The organism is Paraburkholderia sp. BR14374, from assembly GCF_040948685.1.
In the GTDB taxonomy this organism is placed as follows: Bacteria; Pseudomonadota; Gammaproteobacteria; order Burkholderiales; family Burkholderiaceae; genus Paraburkholderia; species Paraburkholderia youngii.
Map to the genome: position 1 here is coordinate 285,454 of NZ_JBFPKF010000005.1, position 16,797 is coordinate 302,250.

Annotated in this window: 16 protein-coding genes; 7 read left to right on the plus strand and 9 right to left on the minus strand. The window is 63.7% G+C overall.

What is annotated here, in order from left to right:
- Positions 1-56: 56 nt before the first annotated feature.
- Complete coding sequence (locus AB3X86_RS14485; protein ID WP_018421633.1) at positions 57-542, minus strand: YajQ family cyclic di-GMP-binding protein; 486 nt, start codon at positions 540-542, stop codon at positions 57-59.
- A 209-nt stretch (positions 543-751) separates the two neighbouring features.
- On the opposite strand from AB3X86_RS14485, the gene murB reads away from it, so the two are divergent.
- The gene (gene murB / locus AB3X86_RS14490) at positions 752-1,834 is read left to right on the plus strand and encodes a UDP-N-acetylmuramate dehydrogenase (protein ID WP_368596491.1); all 1,083 of its coding nucleotides are present in this window, start codon (positions 752-754) and stop codon (positions 1,832-1,834) included.
- 133 nt (positions 1,835-1,967) lie between these two features.
- On the opposite strand, the gene argF is transcribed toward murB, so the two are convergent.
- Positions 1,968-2,897 carry an ornithine carbamoyltransferase gene (gene argF / locus AB3X86_RS14495; RefSeq protein ID WP_176105207.1) on the minus strand — a complete coding sequence of 310 codons (930 nt, stop codon included), beginning with the start codon at positions 2,895-2,897 and terminating at the stop codon, positions 1,968-1,970.
- A 523-nt stretch (positions 2,898-3,420) separates the two neighbouring features.
- On the opposite strand from argF, the gene AB3X86_RS14500 reads away from it, so the two are divergent.
- Positions 3,421-3,768, plus strand: coding sequence for a DUF3579 domain-containing protein (locus AB3X86_RS14500; protein ID WP_368596492.1), 348 nt, complete (start codon positions 3,421-3,423; stop codon positions 3,766-3,768).
- Positions 3,769-3,924: 156 nt separating this feature from the next.
- Here AB3X86_RS14500 and rpsT read toward each other — a convergent pair whose 3' ends face one another.
- The gene (gene rpsT / locus AB3X86_RS14505; RefSeq protein WP_013090353.1) at positions 3,925-4,203 is read right to left on the minus strand and encodes a 30S ribosomal protein S20; all 279 of its coding nucleotides are present in this window, start codon (positions 4,201-4,203) and stop codon (positions 3,925-3,927) included.
- 473 nt (positions 4,204-4,676) lie between these two features.
- Between rpsT and murJ the strand changes: the two genes are divergently transcribed.
- The gene (gene murJ, locus AB3X86_RS14510; protein WP_176121701.1) at positions 4,677-6,227 is read left to right on the plus strand and encodes a murein biosynthesis integral membrane protein MurJ; all 1,551 of its coding nucleotides are present in this window, start codon (positions 4,677-4,679) and stop codon (positions 6,225-6,227) included.
- 5 nt (positions 6,228-6,232) lie between these two features.
- Positions 6,233-7,075 (plus strand): SirB1 family protein, encoded by an 843-nt coding sequence (locus AB3X86_RS14515; protein WP_176110260.1) that lies wholly within the window; start codon positions 6,233-6,235, stop codon positions 7,073-7,075.
- Between the two features lie 84 nt (positions 7,076-7,159).
- Here the strand turns inward: AB3X86_RS14515 and AB3X86_RS14520 are convergent, their stop codons facing one another.
- From AB3X86_RS14520 to lpxK, 5 genes are all read right to left on the minus strand, one after another.
- Entirely contained in the window at positions 7,160-7,918 is a 759-nt protein-coding gene (locus AB3X86_RS14520) for a 3-hydroxyacyl-CoA dehydrogenase (protein ID WP_176121700.1), read from the minus strand.
- A gap of 261 nt (positions 7,919-8,179) precedes the next feature.
- A complete protein-coding gene (adk, locus tag AB3X86_RS14525; protein WP_176121699.1) occupies positions 8,180-8,845 on the minus strand; it encodes an adenylate kinase in 666 nt (221 codons plus the stop codon).
- 210 nt (positions 8,846-9,055) lie between these two features.
- Complete coding sequence (gene kdsB / locus AB3X86_RS14530; RefSeq protein ID WP_368596493.1) at positions 9,056-9,850, minus strand: 3-deoxy-manno-octulosonate cytidylyltransferase; 795 nt, start codon at positions 9,848-9,850, stop codon at positions 9,056-9,058.
- 208 nt (positions 9,851-10,058) lie between these two features.
- A complete protein-coding gene (locus tag AB3X86_RS14535; protein WP_007180583.1) occupies positions 10,059-10,262 on the minus strand; it encodes a Trm112 family protein in 204 nt (67 codons plus the stop codon).
- Positions 10,243-11,259 (minus strand): tetraacyldisaccharide 4'-kinase, encoded by a 1,017-nt coding sequence (lpxK, locus tag AB3X86_RS14540; RefSeq protein WP_176121697.1) that lies wholly within the window; start codon positions 11,257-11,259, stop codon positions 10,243-10,245. Before lpxK ends, AB3X86_RS14535 begins: the two co-directional genes overlap by 20 nt.
- A 547-nt stretch (positions 11,260-11,806) precedes the next feature.
- On the opposite strand from lpxK, the gene xseA reads away from it, so the two are divergent.
- The 3 genes from xseA (at position 11,807) to AB3X86_RS14555 (ending at position 15,081) form a co-directional block, all read left to right on the plus strand.
- A complete protein-coding gene (xseA, locus tag AB3X86_RS14545) occupies positions 11,807-13,186 on the plus strand; it encodes an exodeoxyribonuclease VII large subunit (protein WP_368596494.1) in 1,380 nt (459 codons plus the stop codon).
- A 225-nt stretch (positions 13,187-13,411) separates the two neighbouring features.
- The gene (gene sodB, locus AB3X86_RS14550; protein WP_013090345.1) at positions 13,412-13,990 is read left to right on the plus strand and encodes a superoxide dismutase [Fe]; all 579 of its coding nucleotides are present in this window, start codon (positions 13,412-13,414) and stop codon (positions 13,988-13,990) included.
- A gap of 536 nt (positions 13,991-14,526) precedes the next feature.
- On the plus strand, positions 14,527-15,081 hold the full coding sequence (locus AB3X86_RS14555; protein ID WP_176365682.1) for a glycine zipper family protein: 555 nt from the start codon (positions 14,527-14,529) through the stop codon (positions 15,079-15,081).
- A 118-nt stretch (positions 15,082-15,199) separates the two neighbouring features.
- Here AB3X86_RS14555 and AB3X86_RS14560 read toward each other — a convergent pair whose 3' ends face one another.
- Positions 15,200-16,747, minus strand: coding sequence for an NYN domain-containing protein (locus tag AB3X86_RS14560; protein WP_368596495.1), 1,548 nt, complete (start codon positions 16,745-16,747; stop codon positions 15,200-15,202).
- Between the last annotated feature and the right edge of the window lie 50 nt (positions 16,748-16,797).

Sequence of the window (16,797 nt, forward strand, 5' to 3'; positions counted from 1 at the left end):
CGCATCGCCCGGCCTGAGGTGAAGCGGCTCGAAGACTTTGCGCGCGGCGCGTTGCCTTAGTCGCGGAAGTTGTTGAAGTCGAGCGGCGTGTCGGTCACGTCCTTGCGCAGCATCGCGATCACGCTTTGCAGATCGTCGCGCTTCGCACCGGTGATGCGCACCGCATCGCCCTGAATGCTCGCCTGCACCTTGATCTTGCTGTCCTTCACCAGGCGCACGATTTTCTTCGACAGATCGCCCGACACGCCCTTCTTGATCTTGATGACCTGCTTGACCTTGTCGCCGCCGATCTTCTCGATCTTGCCGTAGTCGAGGAAGCGCACGTCGACGTTGCGCTTGGCCATTTTCGATAGCAGCACGTCCTTCACCTGGCCGAGCTTGAAGTCGTCGTCGGCGTACGCGGTGATTTCGTTTTCCTTGTGCTCGACGCGCGCGTCGGACCCCTTGAAGTCGAAACGCGTCGAAATTTCCTTGTTCGACTGCTCGATCGCGTTCTTGACTTCGATCATGTTCGCTTCGCAGACGACGTCAAACGATGGCATTGCTTTCTCCCAATAGTGCGGCGGTGCGCGACGCGGCCGGTCGGCTGCGCGCGAGGCACTCGCTATAATCACGGACCGGACGTCATTTTACCGACGCCGCTCTCTTTTGCCCAAGGCCGCCGCGCGGCGCCGCTCGTGTCGTCAGGCTCGTCATTGGTCGTTTTTCGTTGTTTCCTGTCGCTTCCCGTTGTTGCCCTGCTGCCATTCCGATGCCCCAATCCTCTCTTGCCGCTCCCGTCGTCGCGTCTCTCCTGGCCGGCTATTCGCTGAAGGCCCACAACACGTTCGGCTTCGACGTGCGCGCGCAGTTCGCGTGCCTGATCGAGCGCGAGGAGCAGTTGCCCACCGCGGTGCGCGATCCGCGCGTCGCGGGCCTGCCGCGCCTCGTGCTCGGTGGCGGCAGCAACGTCGTGCTGAGCGGCGACTTCGCCGGGCTCGTGCTGCTGGTGGCGCTGCGCGGCCGCCGGGTGGTGCGCGAGGATCAGCATGCGTGGTATGTCGAGGCGGCCGGCGGCGAGCCGTGGCACGAGTTCGTCGCGTGGACGTTGGCGCAGGGCATGCCCGGCCTCGAGAATCTCGCGCTGATACCGGGCACGGTCGGCGCGGCGCCGGTCCAGAACATCGGTGCGTACGGGCTCGAAATGTGCGAACGCTTCGCGTCGCTGCGGGCGATCGAGCTCGCGACCGGCAACGCCGTCGAACTCGACGCCAATGCGTGCCGGTTCGGCTATCGTGACAGCTTCTTCAAGCGGGAAGGGCGCGAGCGCTTCGTGATCACGTCGGTCACGTTCCGTTTGCCGAAGGCATGGCAGCCGCGCGCGGGCTACGCGGATCTCGCGCGCGAGCTGGCGGCGCGGGGTCCTGCGGCGAGCCAAGGGAAAGCCGATGGTGCGGCCCCGCAGCCGACCGCGCAGGCGATTTTCGATGCGGTCGTCGCCGTGCGGCGGGCGAAGCTGCCCGATCCGCTCGAACTGGGCAACGCGGGGAGCTTCTTCAAGAATCCGGTGATCGATGCCGCGCAGTTCGAGGCGCTGAAGCGCCGCGAACCGGAAATCGTGTCATATCCGCAGGCGGACGGGCGGGTCAAGCTGGCGGCCGGCTGGCTGATCGACCGATGCGGCTGGAAGGGCCGCGCGATGGGCGCGGCGGCCGTGCATGAACGCCAGGCGCTGGTGCTGGTCAATCGCGGTGGCGCGAGCGGCACGGAAGTGCTGGCGCTGGCGCGGGCGATCCAGCACGAAGTGTTCGAGCAATTTGGCGTGGAGCTGGAGGCGGAGCCGGTTTGCCTATGAGCGGAAGCGCGCTCTTTTCGCTGAGTTGCCGCGCTGAGCTTCACCGTCGACGAATGCACAAAGGCGCCGGGAGTTTCCTCCCGGCGCCTTTTTTGTAACGCGGTCCCGGCTGGTGCCTGGGCGAACGCCTCGCTCAATGATTGAGCTTGCCGAGCAGCAGGTATTCCATCAACGCTTTCTGCACGTGCAGACGGTTTTCCGCTTCATCCCACACGACGCTCTGCGGTCCGTCGATCACTTCCGCGCTGACTTCCTCGCCGCGATGCGCGGGCAGGCAGTGCATGAAGAGCGCATCGGGATTCGCGCGCGCCATCATGTCGGCGTCCACGCACCAGTCGGCGAAGGCCTTCTTGCGCGCTTCGTTTTCGGCCTCGAAGCCCATGCTGGTCCACACGTCGGTGGTGACGAGATCGGCGCCCGCGCAGGCTTCGTTCGGGTCGTCGAACTCCTCGTAAAACGGCGCGCTTTCCGCCGAGACGAGCGCACGGTCGAGCTTGTAGCCGGGCGGCGTGGATAGGCGCAGTTTGAAGCCGAGGATCTGTGCGGCTTCGATCCATGTGTACAGCATGTTGTTCGCGTCGCCAACCCACGCGACCGTTTTGTCGCGGATCGGACCGCGATGCTCGAAGTACGTGAAGATGTCCGCGAGCACCTGGCACGGGTGATACTCGTTCGTGAGCCCGTTGATCACCGGCACGCGCGAATTTTCGGCGAAGCGCTGGATGATGTCCTGGCCGAACGTGCGGATCATGATGATGTCCACCATGCGCGAGATGACCTGGGCGGCGTCTTCGATCGGCTCGCCGCGGCCGAGCTGCGTGTCGCGCGTGCTCATGAACACCGCGTGGCCGCCCAGCTGGAAGATGCCGGCCTCGAACGACAGGCGCGTGCGCGTCGAATTCTTTTCGAAGATCATCGCCAGCGTGCGGTCGTGCAGCGGGTGATAGGTCTCGTAGTTCTTGAATTTGCGTTTCAGGATGCGCGCGCGTTCCAGCACGTACTCGTAGTCTTCCAGCGAGAAGTCCTTGAACTGCAGGTAGTGGCGAATTTTCTTGGCGGTCATGAAACAAATACGGCGGTCTCACCCGGCAGGGTTGCCGGACTGTGCCGCCGTGGGTTTGGTGGTAACTCAATCCAGCATAAAGGATTTCGCCCTGTTTGACGAGTCGGCTGGAAGGCTGTGAAAGCGATTAGAAAGCTGGTAGGAGGCGTCGTGTTGGTCTGCGCGGGGTTATCCGGACGGTGCTTGTGTGCGCTGCGGAAAAGGGCCCGCTGCGCTATAATTTAAGGGTTATCCCATAGCCCAGCAGGCCGGCGTTTCGCATCAAGAAACGCGGCTGGCGCGGCGCGGAAAGTCTGTCACGGCGTGGCCGTCATGACAGGCGCCAGAGCGGTTCAGCCGGTTCGCCGCAGCGCAGCGGTTCTCGTGGTGCGGCTCGTCATTGTTGCGTTAGCGCCAAGGTCCCACGCACGTCGCAAGTGGCTGCAAGCGCTTGCCGCGCATGCCGCTTGCGGTGAATTCGAGCGTGCAACCGGTGTCGTCGGTTGATCGTCATTCCGCTGGGCAGTCACACAGGTATTTCTACATGGCCGAAGCAGCTCCAATCGAATATTTCATTCAGGGCATTACGTCGACCGGAAAAAGATTTCGGCCGAGCGACTGGTCGGAGCGGCTCGCGGGCGTCATGTCGTCGTTCGGGCCCGGCGTGAGGAAGGGGCCGAACGCCTATATGCAGTACTCGCTGTACGTGCGGCCGACCATGATCGGCGATCTCAAATGCGTGATTCTCGATTCGCGGCTGCGCGACATCGAGCCAATGGCCTTCGATTTCGTTCTGAACTTCGCGAAAGACAACGACCTCCTCGTCACTGAGGCATGCGAACTGGAACTCGAGCATGCGCCTGCGCCGCAAGCCAAACGGCATTCGATCTGACGCAAGCTGGCCGGATGGGCAAAAGCAAAAAACGAAAACCCGCAAGCAGCGGGTTTTTTTGTGGCTGGTCATCCGGCCAAAACAAAAAAGCCCGCCAAAGCGGGCTTCTTGTGCAGCGGAAACAGGAGCTAGCCCGCCGAAGCGGGCCGACTGGAATTACTGCGCTGCGGGCGCTTGCAGACCCTTGATGGCTGCAGCGAGGCGGCTCTTGTGGCGAGCTGCCTTGTTCTTGTGAATGATGTTCTTGTCGGCGATGATGTCGATGGTCTTCGACGATGCCTTGAAGATTTCGGCGGCCTTAGCCTGGTCGCCTGCGTCGATTGCCTTGCGGACAGCCTTGATAGCCGTGCGGAACTTCGAGCGCAGTGCCGAGTTGTGCGAGTTTGCCTTCGCGGCCTGGCGGGCGCGCTTGCGTGCTTGTGCGGAGTTAGCCATGACGGTTCCTTATCCTGTTCCTGTTTCCAGTACCTGGCCTTCAACGATGAGGCGAGGTGCTGCTTCTCGATCCGAACCCTTGGAAGCGATTGCCCAAGGGCGCAAAAGTGTCGAAAAATCGATCGAACTACGCGAAGGCGGGCCCGTGTTTCCAAGCTTCCGGACGCATTGACAGGCGGCGCTGCGCCAACCTGAGAATCCCGTCCGAAGACCGTGCGAAAACTGAGCAAGCTTCGAAACCGACGATTATAGCAACAAAATCAGGCACGTGACAACGGGAAACGCGCGACGGCGTCGCAATGACGGGAGTGGCGTCATTGCGACGCTGAAGTGCTGGCGCAGCACGGAAACCCGCTGAAAATACAAAAATCGCACTTTCCAGCCGATTGCGGCGAACGTCCGCGCTGCAAATCGGTCCGAATCGCGTTCCGGCTCGTCGCCCGCATTAGCGGGACCCGTATAATAAGCGCCCCATGAATCTATTCCGAGCCCTGCTGACGGTCAGCGGCTTCACGCTGCTGTCGCGCGTGACCGGACTGGCCCGTGAAACGTTGATCGCCCGTGCGTTCGGCGCCAGTCAATACACCGACGCTTTCTACGTCGCCTTTCGCATTCCGAACCTGCTGCGCCGCATTTCCGCCGAAGGCGCGTTCTCGCAGGCCTTCGTGCCGATCCTCGCCGAGTTCAAGAACCAGCAAGGCCACGACGCCACCAAGGCGCTCGTCGACGCGACCTCGACCGTGCTCGCGTGGGCGCTCGCCGTGCTATCGGTGATCGGCGTGGTCGGCGCGTCGGGCGTCGTGTTCGTCGTCGCTTCGGGCCTTGCGCGCGAGGGCCACGCATACCAGCTCGCGGTCACGATGACGCGCATCATGTTCCCGTACATCATTTTCATTTCGCTGACGTCGCTGGCGTCGGGCGTGCTGAATACGTACCGGAACTTTTCGTTGCCCGCATTCGCGCCGGTACTGTTGAACGTTTCGTTCATCGTCTCTGCGCTCTTTCTCGCGCCGCGCCTGCAAACGCCGGTCTATGCGCTCGCGTGGGCGGTGATCATCGGCGGCGTGCTGCAATTCGCGGTGCAACTGCCGGGCCTCAAGAAGATCGACATGGTGCCGCGCATCGGCCTGAACCCGCTGCACGCGCTCGCGCATCGCGGCGTAAAACGGGTGCTCGCGAAGATGGTGCCGGCGATGTTCGCGGTGTCGGTCGCGCAGATCAGCCTGATCATCAACACCAACATCGCGTCGCACATCGGCCCCGGCGCGGTGTCGTGGATCAACTACGCCGACCGGCTGATGGAGTTTCCGACCGCGCTGCTCGGCGTCGCGCTGGGCACGATCCTGCTGCCGAGCCTGTCGAAGGCGCATGTCGATGCCGATTCGCACGAGTATTCGTCGCTGCTCGACTGGGGGCTGCGCGTGACGTTCCTGCTCGCCGCACCAAGCGCGATCGCGCTGTTTTTTTTCGCCCAGCCGCTGACAGCGGTGCTGTTCAACTACGGCAAGTTCGACGGCACCGCGGTCGTGATGGTGAGCCGCGCGCTCGCCGCTTATGGCGTCGGCCTGATCGGCCTGATCCTGATCAAGATCCTCGCGCCGGGCTTCTACGCGAAGCAGGACATCAAGACGCCGGTGAAGATCGGCATCGGCGTGCTGGTCGTCACGCAGCTGTGCAACTACGCGTTCGTGCCGCTGTTCGCGCATGCGGGTCTCACGCTGAGCGTCGGGCTCGGCGCTTGCGTGAATGCGTTGCTGCTGTTCATCGGTCTGCGAAAACGCGGCATCTATACGCCGTCGAGCGGCTGGCTCAAGTTTTTCGTGCAGCTGCTCGGCGCGTGCCTCGTGCTCGCCGGCGTGATGCGCTGGCTTGCGATCAGCTTCGACTGGGTCGGCATGCATACCCAGCCGGTCAGCCGGATGGTGTTGCTCGGTGCGTGCCTCGTGCTGTTCGCCGCGCTATATTTCGGTATGCTTTGGCTGATGGGCTTCAAGTACGCGTATTTCAAAAGGCGAGTGAAGTGATCACCATGTCGCGGGTTCTCGATTATTTCAGTACGCTCGTCGCCGAAGACGAGAGCCTGCCGCTGACCGAGACGGCGCTCTCGCTGGCGCAGGACGCCTATCCTGACCTCGATCTGCAGTCGGTGCTCGCCGAGATCGACGAGCTGGTGCTGCGGCTGCGCCGCCGCATGCCGGACGACGCCGACATCCGTCAGAAAGTTGGCATCCTCAATCGGTTCTTTTTCCGTGAACTCGGTTTCGCCAGCAATCTGAACGATTACTACGACCCCGACAACAGTCATCTGAACGTCGTACTCAAACGTCGCCGCGGCATCCCGATTTCACTCGCGGTGCTCTATCTGGAGATGGCCGAGCAATTCGGCGTTCCGGTGCGCGGGGTGTCGTTTCCGGGCCACTTCCTGCTGCGCGTGACGACGCCCGACGGCGACGTGATGCTCGATCCGACCACCGGTCATTCGCTGTCCGAAGCGCAGATGGTCGAGATGCTCGAACCGTACGTCGCGTCGGCTGGGGATTCGGTCGGCCGGGCGCTGCGCATGCTGCTGCAACCGGCCACGCGTCGCGAGATCGTCGCGCGGATGCTGCGCAACCTGAAGGCGATCTATCTGCAAACCGAGCGTTGGCAACGACTGCTCGCGGTGCAACAGCGGCTCGTCATTCTGCTGCCGGACAATATCGAGGAAGTGCGCGATCGCGGTTTCGCATATGCGCGGCTCGACTATCTGCGGCCCGCGCTCGAGGACCTCGAAAGCTACCTCGGGGATCGCCCCGATGCGGAAGACGCCACCGTGGTCGAGTCGCAGCTGCATGAATTGCGGCAGCGCACGCGGCACGATGGCGGCGAATAGCGCCGCGAGCTTTCACGCTGCATAGAAGGCAAACGCCTGCACATGTCGTACATGTACAGGCGTTTTTTTATCGCCAGGCGCTTGTCACTTCGGCTGCATACGGATCGCGCCGTCCAGCCGAATCACCTCGCCGTTCAGCATCGGATTGTCGAAGATCTGCTTGGCGAGCATCGCGTATTCGGCCGGTTTGCCGAGGCGCGGGGGGAACGGCACCATCGCGCCGAGCGCGTCCTGCACTTCCTGCGGCATGCCGAGCAGCATCGGCGTTTCGAAGATGCCGGGGGCGATCGTCATCACGCGGATCGCGTTGCGCGACAGGTCGCGCGCGATCGGCAACGTCATGCCGACCACGCCACTCTTCGACGCGGAGTAGGCCGCCTGGCCGATCTGGCCGTCGAACGCGGCGACCGATGCGGTGTTGATGATCACGCCGCGCTCGCCGTTGGCGTTCGGCTCGTTCTTCGACATCTGCGCGGCGGCGAGCCGGATCATGTTGAACGTGCCGATCAGGTTGATCGAGATCGTGCGGGTGAACAGATCGAGCGAATGGGGGCCATCCTTGCCGACGGTCTTCGCGGCCGGCGCGACGCCCGCGCAGTTGACGAGTCCGCGCAGCACGCCGAGCTTCGTCGCGGCTTCGACGGCTTGTTGCGCGTCCTCTTCCCGGCTCACGTCGCATTTGACGAATACGCCGCCGAGCTCCTTGGCGAGCGCCTCGCCCGCGTCCAGATTCAGGTCGGCGAGCACGACCTTGCCGCCGTTCTCGACCAGCAGGCGCGCGGTGGCAGCGCCGAGCCCTGATGCACCGCCGGTGATCAGGAACACGTTGTCACGAATTTCCATGTCTTCTCCTTCGCTACGGTTGTTCAGTGCAGTCTGGATCGAAGCATTTTTTCGACGATCGATTGTAGCGGCTGTGCTGCGCTGCGGAAAGCGACGTGGATCGCGGACATGCGAGCGGAAGGGAAGACAATCTGGTTCTGCTGGACGCTCCGCACACAGCGCTTGCCGTTGCGGTTGGCGCGCTGAGCCAATAAAAAACCCGCCCAATGTGGGCGGGTTTTGGCCGAACGCAAACAGCGGAAATGTTTACATCAATCCAGCTTACTTCAGCGCATCGAACGCACGGGCGCGAATTTCATCGACGCTGCCGAGGCCCGAAATGCGGCGATATTGGGGCGCTTTCACCGAGCTCGACGCATCGCCGTTCTTCGCCCAGCTGTTGTAGTACTCGATCAGCGGCTTGGTTTGCGATTCGTACACTTCCAGACGCTTCTTGACCGTTTCTTCCTTGTCGTCGTCGCGCTGGATCAGCGGCTCGCCAGTCACGTCGTCGATGCCCTCGACCTTCGGCGGGTTGAACGTCACGTGATACGTGCGGCCCGACGCGGGGTGCGAGCGGCGGCCGCTCATGCGCACGATGATCTCGTCGAACGGCACGTCGATCTCGAGCACGTAGTCGATAGCGACACCGGCCTGCTTCATTGCTTCGGCTTGCGGAATCGTGCGCGGGAAGCCGTCGAACAGATAGCCGTTCGCGCAGTCCGGCTGCTGCAGACGTTCCTTCACCAGGTTGATGATCAACTCATCCGTGACCAGCTCGCCGGCGTCCATGAAGCGCTTTGCTTCGAGGCCGAGCGGCGTGCCAGCCTTAACGGCCGCGCGCAGCATGTCGCCGGTCGAAATTTGCGGGATGCCGAACTTTTCCTTGATGAAGTTGGCCTGAGTGCCTTTGCCAGCACCCGGTGCACCCAACAGGATCAAACGCATGGATATCTCCAGATCTATGTGAATTCTTTGTTTACGCAGCAGGCTTCCCGGCGATTCTCGCAGGCTCCGCATCGGCTACCGTTGGCTAGCTCGCGCTGCACGTCGAAATGACGGCGCTGCAAGATCCGCACGGCGCGACCGGGATAACCCGAGTGTCGCCTGCGCTGGGAGGCGCGCATAACCGTTCGATTATGCCACGGCTTCCCGCGCTCAAGACCCGAATAAAGCCCGTACGCGCGCGAGATCGGCGGGGGTATCGACGCCCGGCAACGGCACGTCATGCGTGACGAGGACCGCGATGCGCTCGCCATGCCACATCGCGCGCAGCTGTTCGAGCGCTTCGACCTGCTCGATCGGCGAGATCGCGAGACTCGGGTACGTGCGCAGGAATTTCGCGCGATACGCATACAGGCCGATGTGCCGGTACACGGCGGCGGGCGCGGGCGGCGCCGGCATCGACGCGACATTGGGCCAGTGCGGCTGCCATGCGTCGCGCGCCCACGGGATCGGCGCGCGCGAGAAATACAGCGCGACGCCGCGCGCATCGGGCACGACCTTGACGACGTTCGGATTGAAAATTTCGGCGGGATCGGTGATCGGATGGGCGGCCGTCGCGATCGCACAGTCGCTCGTCGTGGCCAGATGCGCGGCGACGCCGCGCACCAGCGCCGGGTCGATCAGCGGCTCGTCGCCCTGCACGTTGACGATGATCGTGTCGTCGCTCCACCCGAAGCGCGTCGCCACTTCCGCGAGACGGTCGGTGCCCGACGGATGGTCGGCGCGCGTGAGGACCGCGTCGAAGCCGTGGTCGTGCGCCGCGTCGAGCACTTCCTGCGCGTCCGACGCGACCAGCACCTGCTGCGCGCCCGATTCGCGCGCGCGCTCGGCGACGCGCACGACCATCGGTTTGCCGCCGATGTCCGCGAGCGGCTTGTTGGGCAGACGCGTCGACGCCAGACGGGCCGGCACGACGGCGATAAACGGATGAGGGGTGGTGTGGATCATCGAATCGGGAACGGGCGGCAATCAGGCCGAAGGAAGAGGCTGCGCGCGCGACGCGCGCGCAGAGTCGGACGTAAGCCGGAGCGGCAAAAAACGGCTACGGATCGATCTTGGAGCACATAGGGGGCGGGCGTTGGCGTTGATGAACCTTTGCCCCTTGACCCGCGCGCGAGCGAAACGACGCGGCGCCGCAGTGCGGCGCCGCGCCGGGTCAGGCAACCGAGCCGGGATTCAGATCGACCGGCGTGCCTTCAACGGTCTGCCGCGCTTCATCGACGAGCATCACGGGAATGCCGTCGCGGATCGGATAGGCGAGCTTGTCCGCGTTGCAGATCAGTTCCTGCGCGGCGCGGTCGTAGCTGAGCGGGCCCTTGCAGATCGGGCAAACGAGGATTTCAAGCAGGCGAGCGTCCACGGACTTTCTCCACAACTAATGCAGTGAGGCGGTGATCAAGCGCGGCTTCGACCGGGACTACCCAGATGCGCGCGTCGTGCCAGGCCCCCAATTTTACCGCATCCTTTTCGGTAATCAGGATCGCGTCGGCGTCGACGTCGGTGAACGGATTGCGCTCGAACGCGTAGTGATCGGGCAGTGCGCGCGTCGTGGGCGCGATGCCGGCCGCGCGCACTGTCGCGAAGAAGCGTTCCGGCGCGCCGATGCCGGCCGCGGCCAGCACACGTTGACCGGCGAATTGCGCGAGCGGGCGGCGCAGCGCGGGATTGTCGAGATGCCACGCGTCGGCGGGCGCGAGCTGCAGTGCGAACGTGTTCGGCCACGCGGGCAGCGTGCGCGCGTACGGATCATTGATCAGCGTCGCGTCGCGGCGGCGCGACAACGGCTCGCGCAGTGGCCCGGCCGGCAGCAGGAAGCCGTTGCCGCCGAGCCGGTGATCGAACACGACGAGTTCGACGTCGCGCGCGAGGCGATAGTGCTGCAAGCCGTCGTCGCTGACGATCACGTCGACGTCGCGATGGGCAGCGCACAGCGCCTGCGCGGCGGCGACGCGATCGGGACAGACCCATACGGGTGCGCCGGTGCGGCGCGCGATCAGCAACGGTTCGTCCCCGCCGACGCGCGCCGAAGAACCGGGCGTGACCTGGGTCGGCGTGCTCACGCGCGCGCCGTAGCCGCGCGACACGATGCCAGGTGTGAAGCCCGCGGTGCGCAACGCTTCGACGAGCGCGATGACGGTCGGCGTCTTGCCGGTGCCCCCAACCGTCACGTTGCCGACCACCACCACCGGCACGCCGACGCGCACCGACTTCAGCCAGCCTTGCGAAAACGCGGCGCGGCGCGCGGCCGCGACCGCGCCGAACACGCAGGCGAGCGGCGTCAACGCCCACGCGAGCGGGCCGCGTTGCTGCCATTCGCGCGCGAGGCGCGCTGCGAGACGGTCGCTGAGTTCGCTCATGGGCGGGTTGCGGGCAAGGACTGCGTGCCGTGCGCACTACGCGGGGTCAACTTCAACGCGGTTCTCCGGGCAATCGAATGCGAATACGGTCGAAAAATGAGGTGCAAACCGCGCGGCGAAAGGGCTCGTGCTGATTGGCCTCAGGCCGGCAAGCTCCCTGGCTCGCTGCGCGATCGGCATGCCGTCGAGCCCGCAACTCTAGCGCGCGGGCGTCACGGCCGGCAAGTCGCGCAGGGTTTGATGGACGCTGGTCTATGCTATGTGCGGTCGCCCACAGTCTGTGGATAACTTTGTGGAGAACCTGCCATCCGATCGTCCGGGAGGGCCATTCCGTGCGCTTTGGATCGAAGTGCTCGCTCTCTATTGAGATGCAAACGCCATATAAATCAAGGGTCTGCCAGGAATCTATTGGCGTTGGCGGGCGTTCTGGCGGAATTCGTCAGGCGGTTCCCGCCATGTGGACACTTTTAACAATCCTGCGATTCCGGCTGGACGCCGCTCGTCGCTCGGTCTATCGTCTGTCCGGCCAGCGCTATTTATTCCTCGCATGAACCCCGAAAATCCTTTTGCTTCGGCGGCCACACCAGGCGGTGAGGTCGTCGTTCCCGTCTCCGCGCTCAATCGCGCGATCGGCACGATGCTCGAACGCTCGTTTCCACTCGTATGGGTCGCGGGCGAAGTGTCGAACTTCACGCGCGCTGCGAGTGGTCACTGGTATTTCTCGATCAAGGACGCGCAGGCGCAGATGCGCTGTGTGATGTTCCGCGGTCGCGCGCAGTACGCCGAATTCATGCCGCGCGAAGGCGATCGCATCGAAGTGCGCGCCCTCGTGACGATGTACGAACCGCGCGGTGAATTGCAACTGAATGTCGAAGCGGTGCGCCGCACCGGTCAGGGACGTCTGTACGAAGCGTTCCTGCGGTTGAAGGCGCAACTCGAAGCCGAAGGGTTGTTCGCCGCCGAGCGCAAACGCGCACTGCCGACGCATCCTCGCGCGATCGGTATCGTCACCTCGTTGCAGGCGGCCGCATTGCGCGACGTGCTGACGACGCTGTCGCGCCGCGCGCCGCATATTCCGGTGATCGTTTATCCGGCGCCGGTGCAGGGTTTGGGTGTCAGCGCGAAACTGGCGGCGATGGTCGAGACGGCTGGCGCCCGCCGCGAGGTCGACGTGCTGATCGTGTGTCGCGGCGGCGGCTCGATCGAAGATCTGTGGGCCTTCAACGAAGAAGTGCTCGCCCGCGCGATTGCCGAAAGCGTGATACCGGTGGTGAGCGGCGTCGGCCACGAGACCGATTTCACGATTGCCGATTTCGCCGCCGACGTACGTGCGCCGACGCCAACCGGTGCCGCCGAACTCGTGAGTCCGCAGCGCGTCATGCTGCTGCGCGAACTCGATCATCGGCACGCGACGCTTGCGCGCGCGTTCGGCCGCATGATGGAGCGGCGCGCGCAGCAGCTCGACTGGCTGGCGCGCCGGCTCGTGTCGCCGGCCGAGCGGCTCGCGCGGCAGCGTACGCATTTGCAGCAATTGCGCGTGCGGCTCGCGTCGGCGGGCGCGCGGCCGGTGCGCGACGCTCGAGCGCGCTTCTCGCTGCTGCAGATGCGCTGGCAACGCTGGCGTCCGGATCTCGCGGCCGAGCGCACGCGCGTCGACACGCTGGCGCAGCGCCTGAATGCAGCGCTGTCGCGCCAGCATGAACGTCAGGTCGCGCGTATCGATATGCTCCTCGCGCGACTCGAAGTGCTGAGTCCACAGCGCACGCTCGAGCGCGGTTATGCGGCCGTGCTCGACGCGCAAAGCGGTCGGGCGATTCGCACGCCGTCGTCGCTGAAACCCGGACGTCGTTTGACGATGCATCTCGCCGAAGGCTCGGCCGACGTCGCGCTCGCCGACGTGCAGGCGCGTCTGACCGAGGGCTTCTGACGTTTTGCCGGTGGGCGCGTGGCGCCCATCTGCTGTCATGTCCTGCCTGCCGACGAGCCGGGCACGCGCCATGCGCACCCTTCCGAAGGGCCTTGCGCACGGCGTGTTCGACATGCCGGACATAAAGGCCGGTCGTTTGCGGGGTTATTCCAACTCGCCTACAATCGAGTGCTCGATAGCGTCATCCGCAGACTCCCCACAACAGATACAGAGAAGGAAAGCACCATGGAACATACGCTCCCGCCGCTGCCGTTTGCGAAAAACGCGCTCGCTCCGCACATGTCGGAAGAGACGCTCGAGTTTCACTATGGCAAGCATCACCAGACCTATGTGACCAACCTGAACAATCTGATCAAGGGCACGGAGTTCGAGAACCTGTCGCTGGAAGAGATCGTCAAGAAGTCGTCGGGCGGTATCTTCAACAATTCGGCTCAGGTGTGGAATCACACGTTCTTCTGGAACAGCCTGTCGCCGCAAGGTGGCGGCGCACCGACCGGCGCGCTCGCTGACGCGATCAACGCGAAGTGGGGTTCGTTCGACAAGTTCAAGGAAGAGTTTGCGAAGACCGCGGTCGGCACGTTCGGCTCGGGCTGGGCATGGCTCGTGAAGAAGGCTGATGGTTCGCTCGACCTCGTGTCGACGAGCAACGCCGCCACGCCGCTCACCACCGACGCCAAGGCTCTGCTGACGATCGACGTCTGGGAGCACGCTTACTACATCGACTATCGCAATGCGCGTCCGAAGTTCGTCGAAGCGTACTGGAACATCGTCAACTGGGACTTCGCGGCGAAGAACTTCGCTTGAGATTACCGGTTGCAGCTCATCGTCTGATGTCGTGATCCTTGCGGTCGCGATTGAAGATCGTAGCTAGAGACGAAAGCCCTCCCTCGCGAGGGCTTTTTCCTTTTCTGAGGCGATCGGAACGGCAGGGGTCGCTTCTGAAAGAAGTTTGTCACAGTTGGTAACTGCTGTTTCGCGGGACGCTAAGTGGACCTCGGCCGCCGCCCGTCGACTTCTCCGAGCTGGCGGGGGCGGGCGCGCCGCAGGCAATGCAAGCCGCTGCGGCGGCGACAATGAGCCGGTTGATTGAGGCGGCCTCCGCCCGGTCGATTGGCTTGGGGCGGCGGGGATCGTTTGACGCGAGTGTGGGCGGCGTTCGTTGTGAATTGAATGCCCGCGCATTTACAAGCATCACTTGATATAACGTACCCAATGCCGCGACGACGCGCAGCCGGGTCGAGGCCAGCCGGCCGTGCAAAAACTTTCTGTAACTGAGCCGTAACCACGGAATTTTGCGATTAGCCTAACGTTTGAACTCCAATCCTCCGAAGTGCACCACCATGATTTCCAGCAATAAAACGATCGGCCTGGCGATTCCCGCCGCAGTCATCGCGCTCGCGTTAGGCGGTTGCGCAGTGGCGCCACCGAGCGGCCCGAGCATAGCCGCGATGCCGCGCGCCGGCGAGCCGCTCAGCCAGTTCCAGCAGAACGACTACGCGTGCCGCGACTACGCGAATCAAACGACGAATCCGTCCGGCGCGGCGCAGGCTGCCACCACGAACAGCGTGAACAGCGCGGCGTTCGGCACGCTCGGCGGCGCGGCGGTCGGCGCGCTGCTCGGCGCCGCGGCGGGCAACGCCGGCGCGGGCGCGGCGATCGGGGCGGGCAGCGGCCTGCTGATCGGCGGCGCGAACGGTGCGAATGGCGCCCAGTACTCGGCGGCCGGCATGCAGGCACGCTATGACACCGCCTACGCCCAGTGCATGACATCGAAGGGCGAGACGATCGCTCAGCCGCAGCCTTACTATTCGACGCAGCCGGTGTATGTCGCGCCCCGTCCTTACTACTACGCGCCGCCTCCGCCCGTCATGTATGCGCCTTATCCGGCTTACTGAGCGGTGACAGTGGGCCGGCCGGCTTGCTCGTCTTGCATTGTCGGCCGGTACCGGGTTTCAACGCGTAGCCCGGTTGGGCGGTAACTTGTAGCGACGATCGTCAAATCCGCGCCGCTACTTACTCCGTGCTGTCCGTCGACGCCGCTTTGCGCGGACGACGGCTGCGAGACGCCGTTTTACGGGCGGCCTTCCTGGCGGCCTCAGATCCTTCTTCCGAATCGACTGCTGGAGCAGGGGCCTCGGCCGGCGCCGCGATCTCAGGGACTTCCTCGATGGTGCGCGGCGTACTTTTCTTCGCTTTCTTCGCGGCGGTTTTGCGGGATGCGCGCTTTTTGACGCTTTCACGCTGTGCGAGTTGGTCGCTGTCGGCGGTCGGCTCGATTTCTTGACCGAAGACGACCTGTTCAGCGGCAGTATCCGCTGCCGCTTTTACAGCGCGAGCTTCGGTCTCTTCAGCTATCGGTTTAACGACGAACTCATCCGGGAGCGGCGCGTGTTCACGCGGCTCCTGCCGCTGGAACTGCTCGGCGGGCTGCGCGTGTTCGGTGAGAGCCGGAGCGCCAGCCGCAGGTTCTTCATCAGTCGTTTCGTGGTGACCGCGCTTGCCGTGCGCGGCCTCCTGACCTCGCCCCGCCTTGCGGTTGCCGCGCTCCTTACGACGCGACTTGTGCTTGCCGCCGGACTCGGACGCGGCCGCTTGCGCCGCCTGCGCTTGATACGAATGTTCGGCTGCCTGTTCAGGCAACGCCGACTCGGCCGACCCCGTTTCGGCAGACTCTGCCGCGGTTTCGCCGATAGTTTCACTGGCCGCTTCGCTCGCGACGTTCACAGCCGTGCTTCGATAAACGTACGCGCCTGATTTTTCATCGCGGCCGAATTCGAGCAGCCCGCGCGCCTGCGCCTCCTCCAGCAGATTGCCGAAAGCGCGAAACCCGTAATACGTTTCGTTGAAATCCGGTTTGCGCCGTTTGATCGCGTTCTTCAGCACGGACGCCCAGATCTTGCCGCTGTCACCACGTTCGGAAGCGAGTGCGTCGAACGTCTGCACCGCAATTTCAACGGCCTTGCTGCGACGCTTCTCCAGATCTTCCTTCGGCGGGGCTTTCTCTTCATCAGCCGCACGTTTGGCTGCCTGCTGCGCGCTCTGCTGCTGGCGCGACGATTCGCGCCTCGCGACTGCGCGCTGACTTTCGCGTACGAGATCGTCGTAAAAGAAGAACTCGTCGCAGTTCGCAATCAGCAAATCCGAGGTGGACTGCTGCACACCGACGCCGATGACCTGTTTGGCGTTCTCGCGCAGCTTCGACACGAGCGGCGAAAAATCCGAATCACCGCTGATGATGACGAACGTATTGACGTGCGATTTCGTATAACAGAGATCGAGCGCATCGACGACGAGCCGAATGTCGGCGGAATTCTTGCCCGATTGGCGCACATGCGGAATTTCGATCAACTCGAAATTGGCTTCGTGCATGGCCCCTTTGAAACTCTTGTAGCGATCCCAGTCGCAATACGCCTTCTTGACGACGATGCTGCCCTTCAGCAGCAAGCGCTCGAGTACAAGCTTGATATCGAACTTGTCGTATTTCGCGTCGCGCACGCCAAGCGCGACATTCTCGAAGTCGCAGAACAGCGCCATGCTGACGTTTTCGTTGGATGACGCCATGTGTATCTCCATTGAAGCGGTCGTCGAAGTCGACGAATCGCGACATGATA

Coding starts and splice junctions, on each gene's coding strand:
- xseA (WP_368596494.1), top strand. CDS start 11,807: ATGAACCCCGAAAATCCTTTTGCTTCGGCGGCCACACCAGGCGGTGAG.
- AB3X86_RS14520 (WP_176121700.1), bottom strand. CDS start 7,918: ATGGAAATTCGTGACAACGTGTTCCTGATCACCGGCGGTGCATCAGGG.
- murJ (WP_176121701.1), top strand. CDS start 4,677: ATGAATCTATTCCGAGCCCTGCTGACGGTCAGCGGCTTCACGCTGCTG.
- AB3X86_RS14500 (WP_368596492.1), top strand. CDS start 3,421: ATGGCCGAAGCAGCTCCAATCGAATATTTCATTCAGGGCATTACGTCG.
- rpsT (WP_013090353.1), bottom strand. CDS start 4,203: ATGGCTAACTCCGCACAAGCACGCAAGCGCGCCCGCCAGGCCGCGAAG.
- argF (WP_176105207.1), bottom strand. CDS start 2,897: ATGACCGCCAAGAAAATTCGCCACTACCTGCAGTTCAAGGACTTCTCG.
- AB3X86_RS14485 (WP_018421633.1), bottom strand. CDS start 542: ATGCCATCGTTTGACGTCGTCTGCGAAGCGAACATGATCGAAGTCAAG.
- AB3X86_RS14555 (WP_176365682.1), top strand. CDS start 14,527: ATGATTTCCAGCAATAAAACGATCGGCCTGGCGATTCCCGCCGCAGTC.
- AB3X86_RS14560 (WP_368596495.1), bottom strand. CDS start 16,747: ATGGCGTCATCCAACGAAAACGTCAGCATGGCGCTGTTCTGCGACTTC.
- adk (WP_176121699.1), bottom strand. CDS start 8,845: ATGCGTTTGATCCTGTTGGGTGCACCGGGTGCTGGCAAAGGCACTCAG.
- lpxK (WP_176121697.1), bottom strand. CDS start 11,259: ATGAGCGAACTCAGCGACCGTCTCGCAGCGCGCCTCGCGCGCGAATGG.
- sodB (WP_013090345.1), top strand. CDS start 13,412: ATGGAACATACGCTCCCGCCGCTGCCGTTTGCGAAAAACGCGCTCGCT.
- AB3X86_RS14515 (WP_176110260.1), top strand. CDS start 6,233: ATGTCGCGGGTTCTCGATTATTTCAGTACGCTCGTCGCCGAAGACGAG.
- kdsB (WP_368596493.1), bottom strand. CDS start 9,850: ATGATCCACACCACCCCTCATCCGTTTATCGCCGTCGTGCCGGCCCGT.
- murB (WP_368596491.1), top strand. CDS start 752: ATGCCCCAATCCTCTCTTGCCGCTCCCGTCGTCGCGTCTCTCCTGGCC.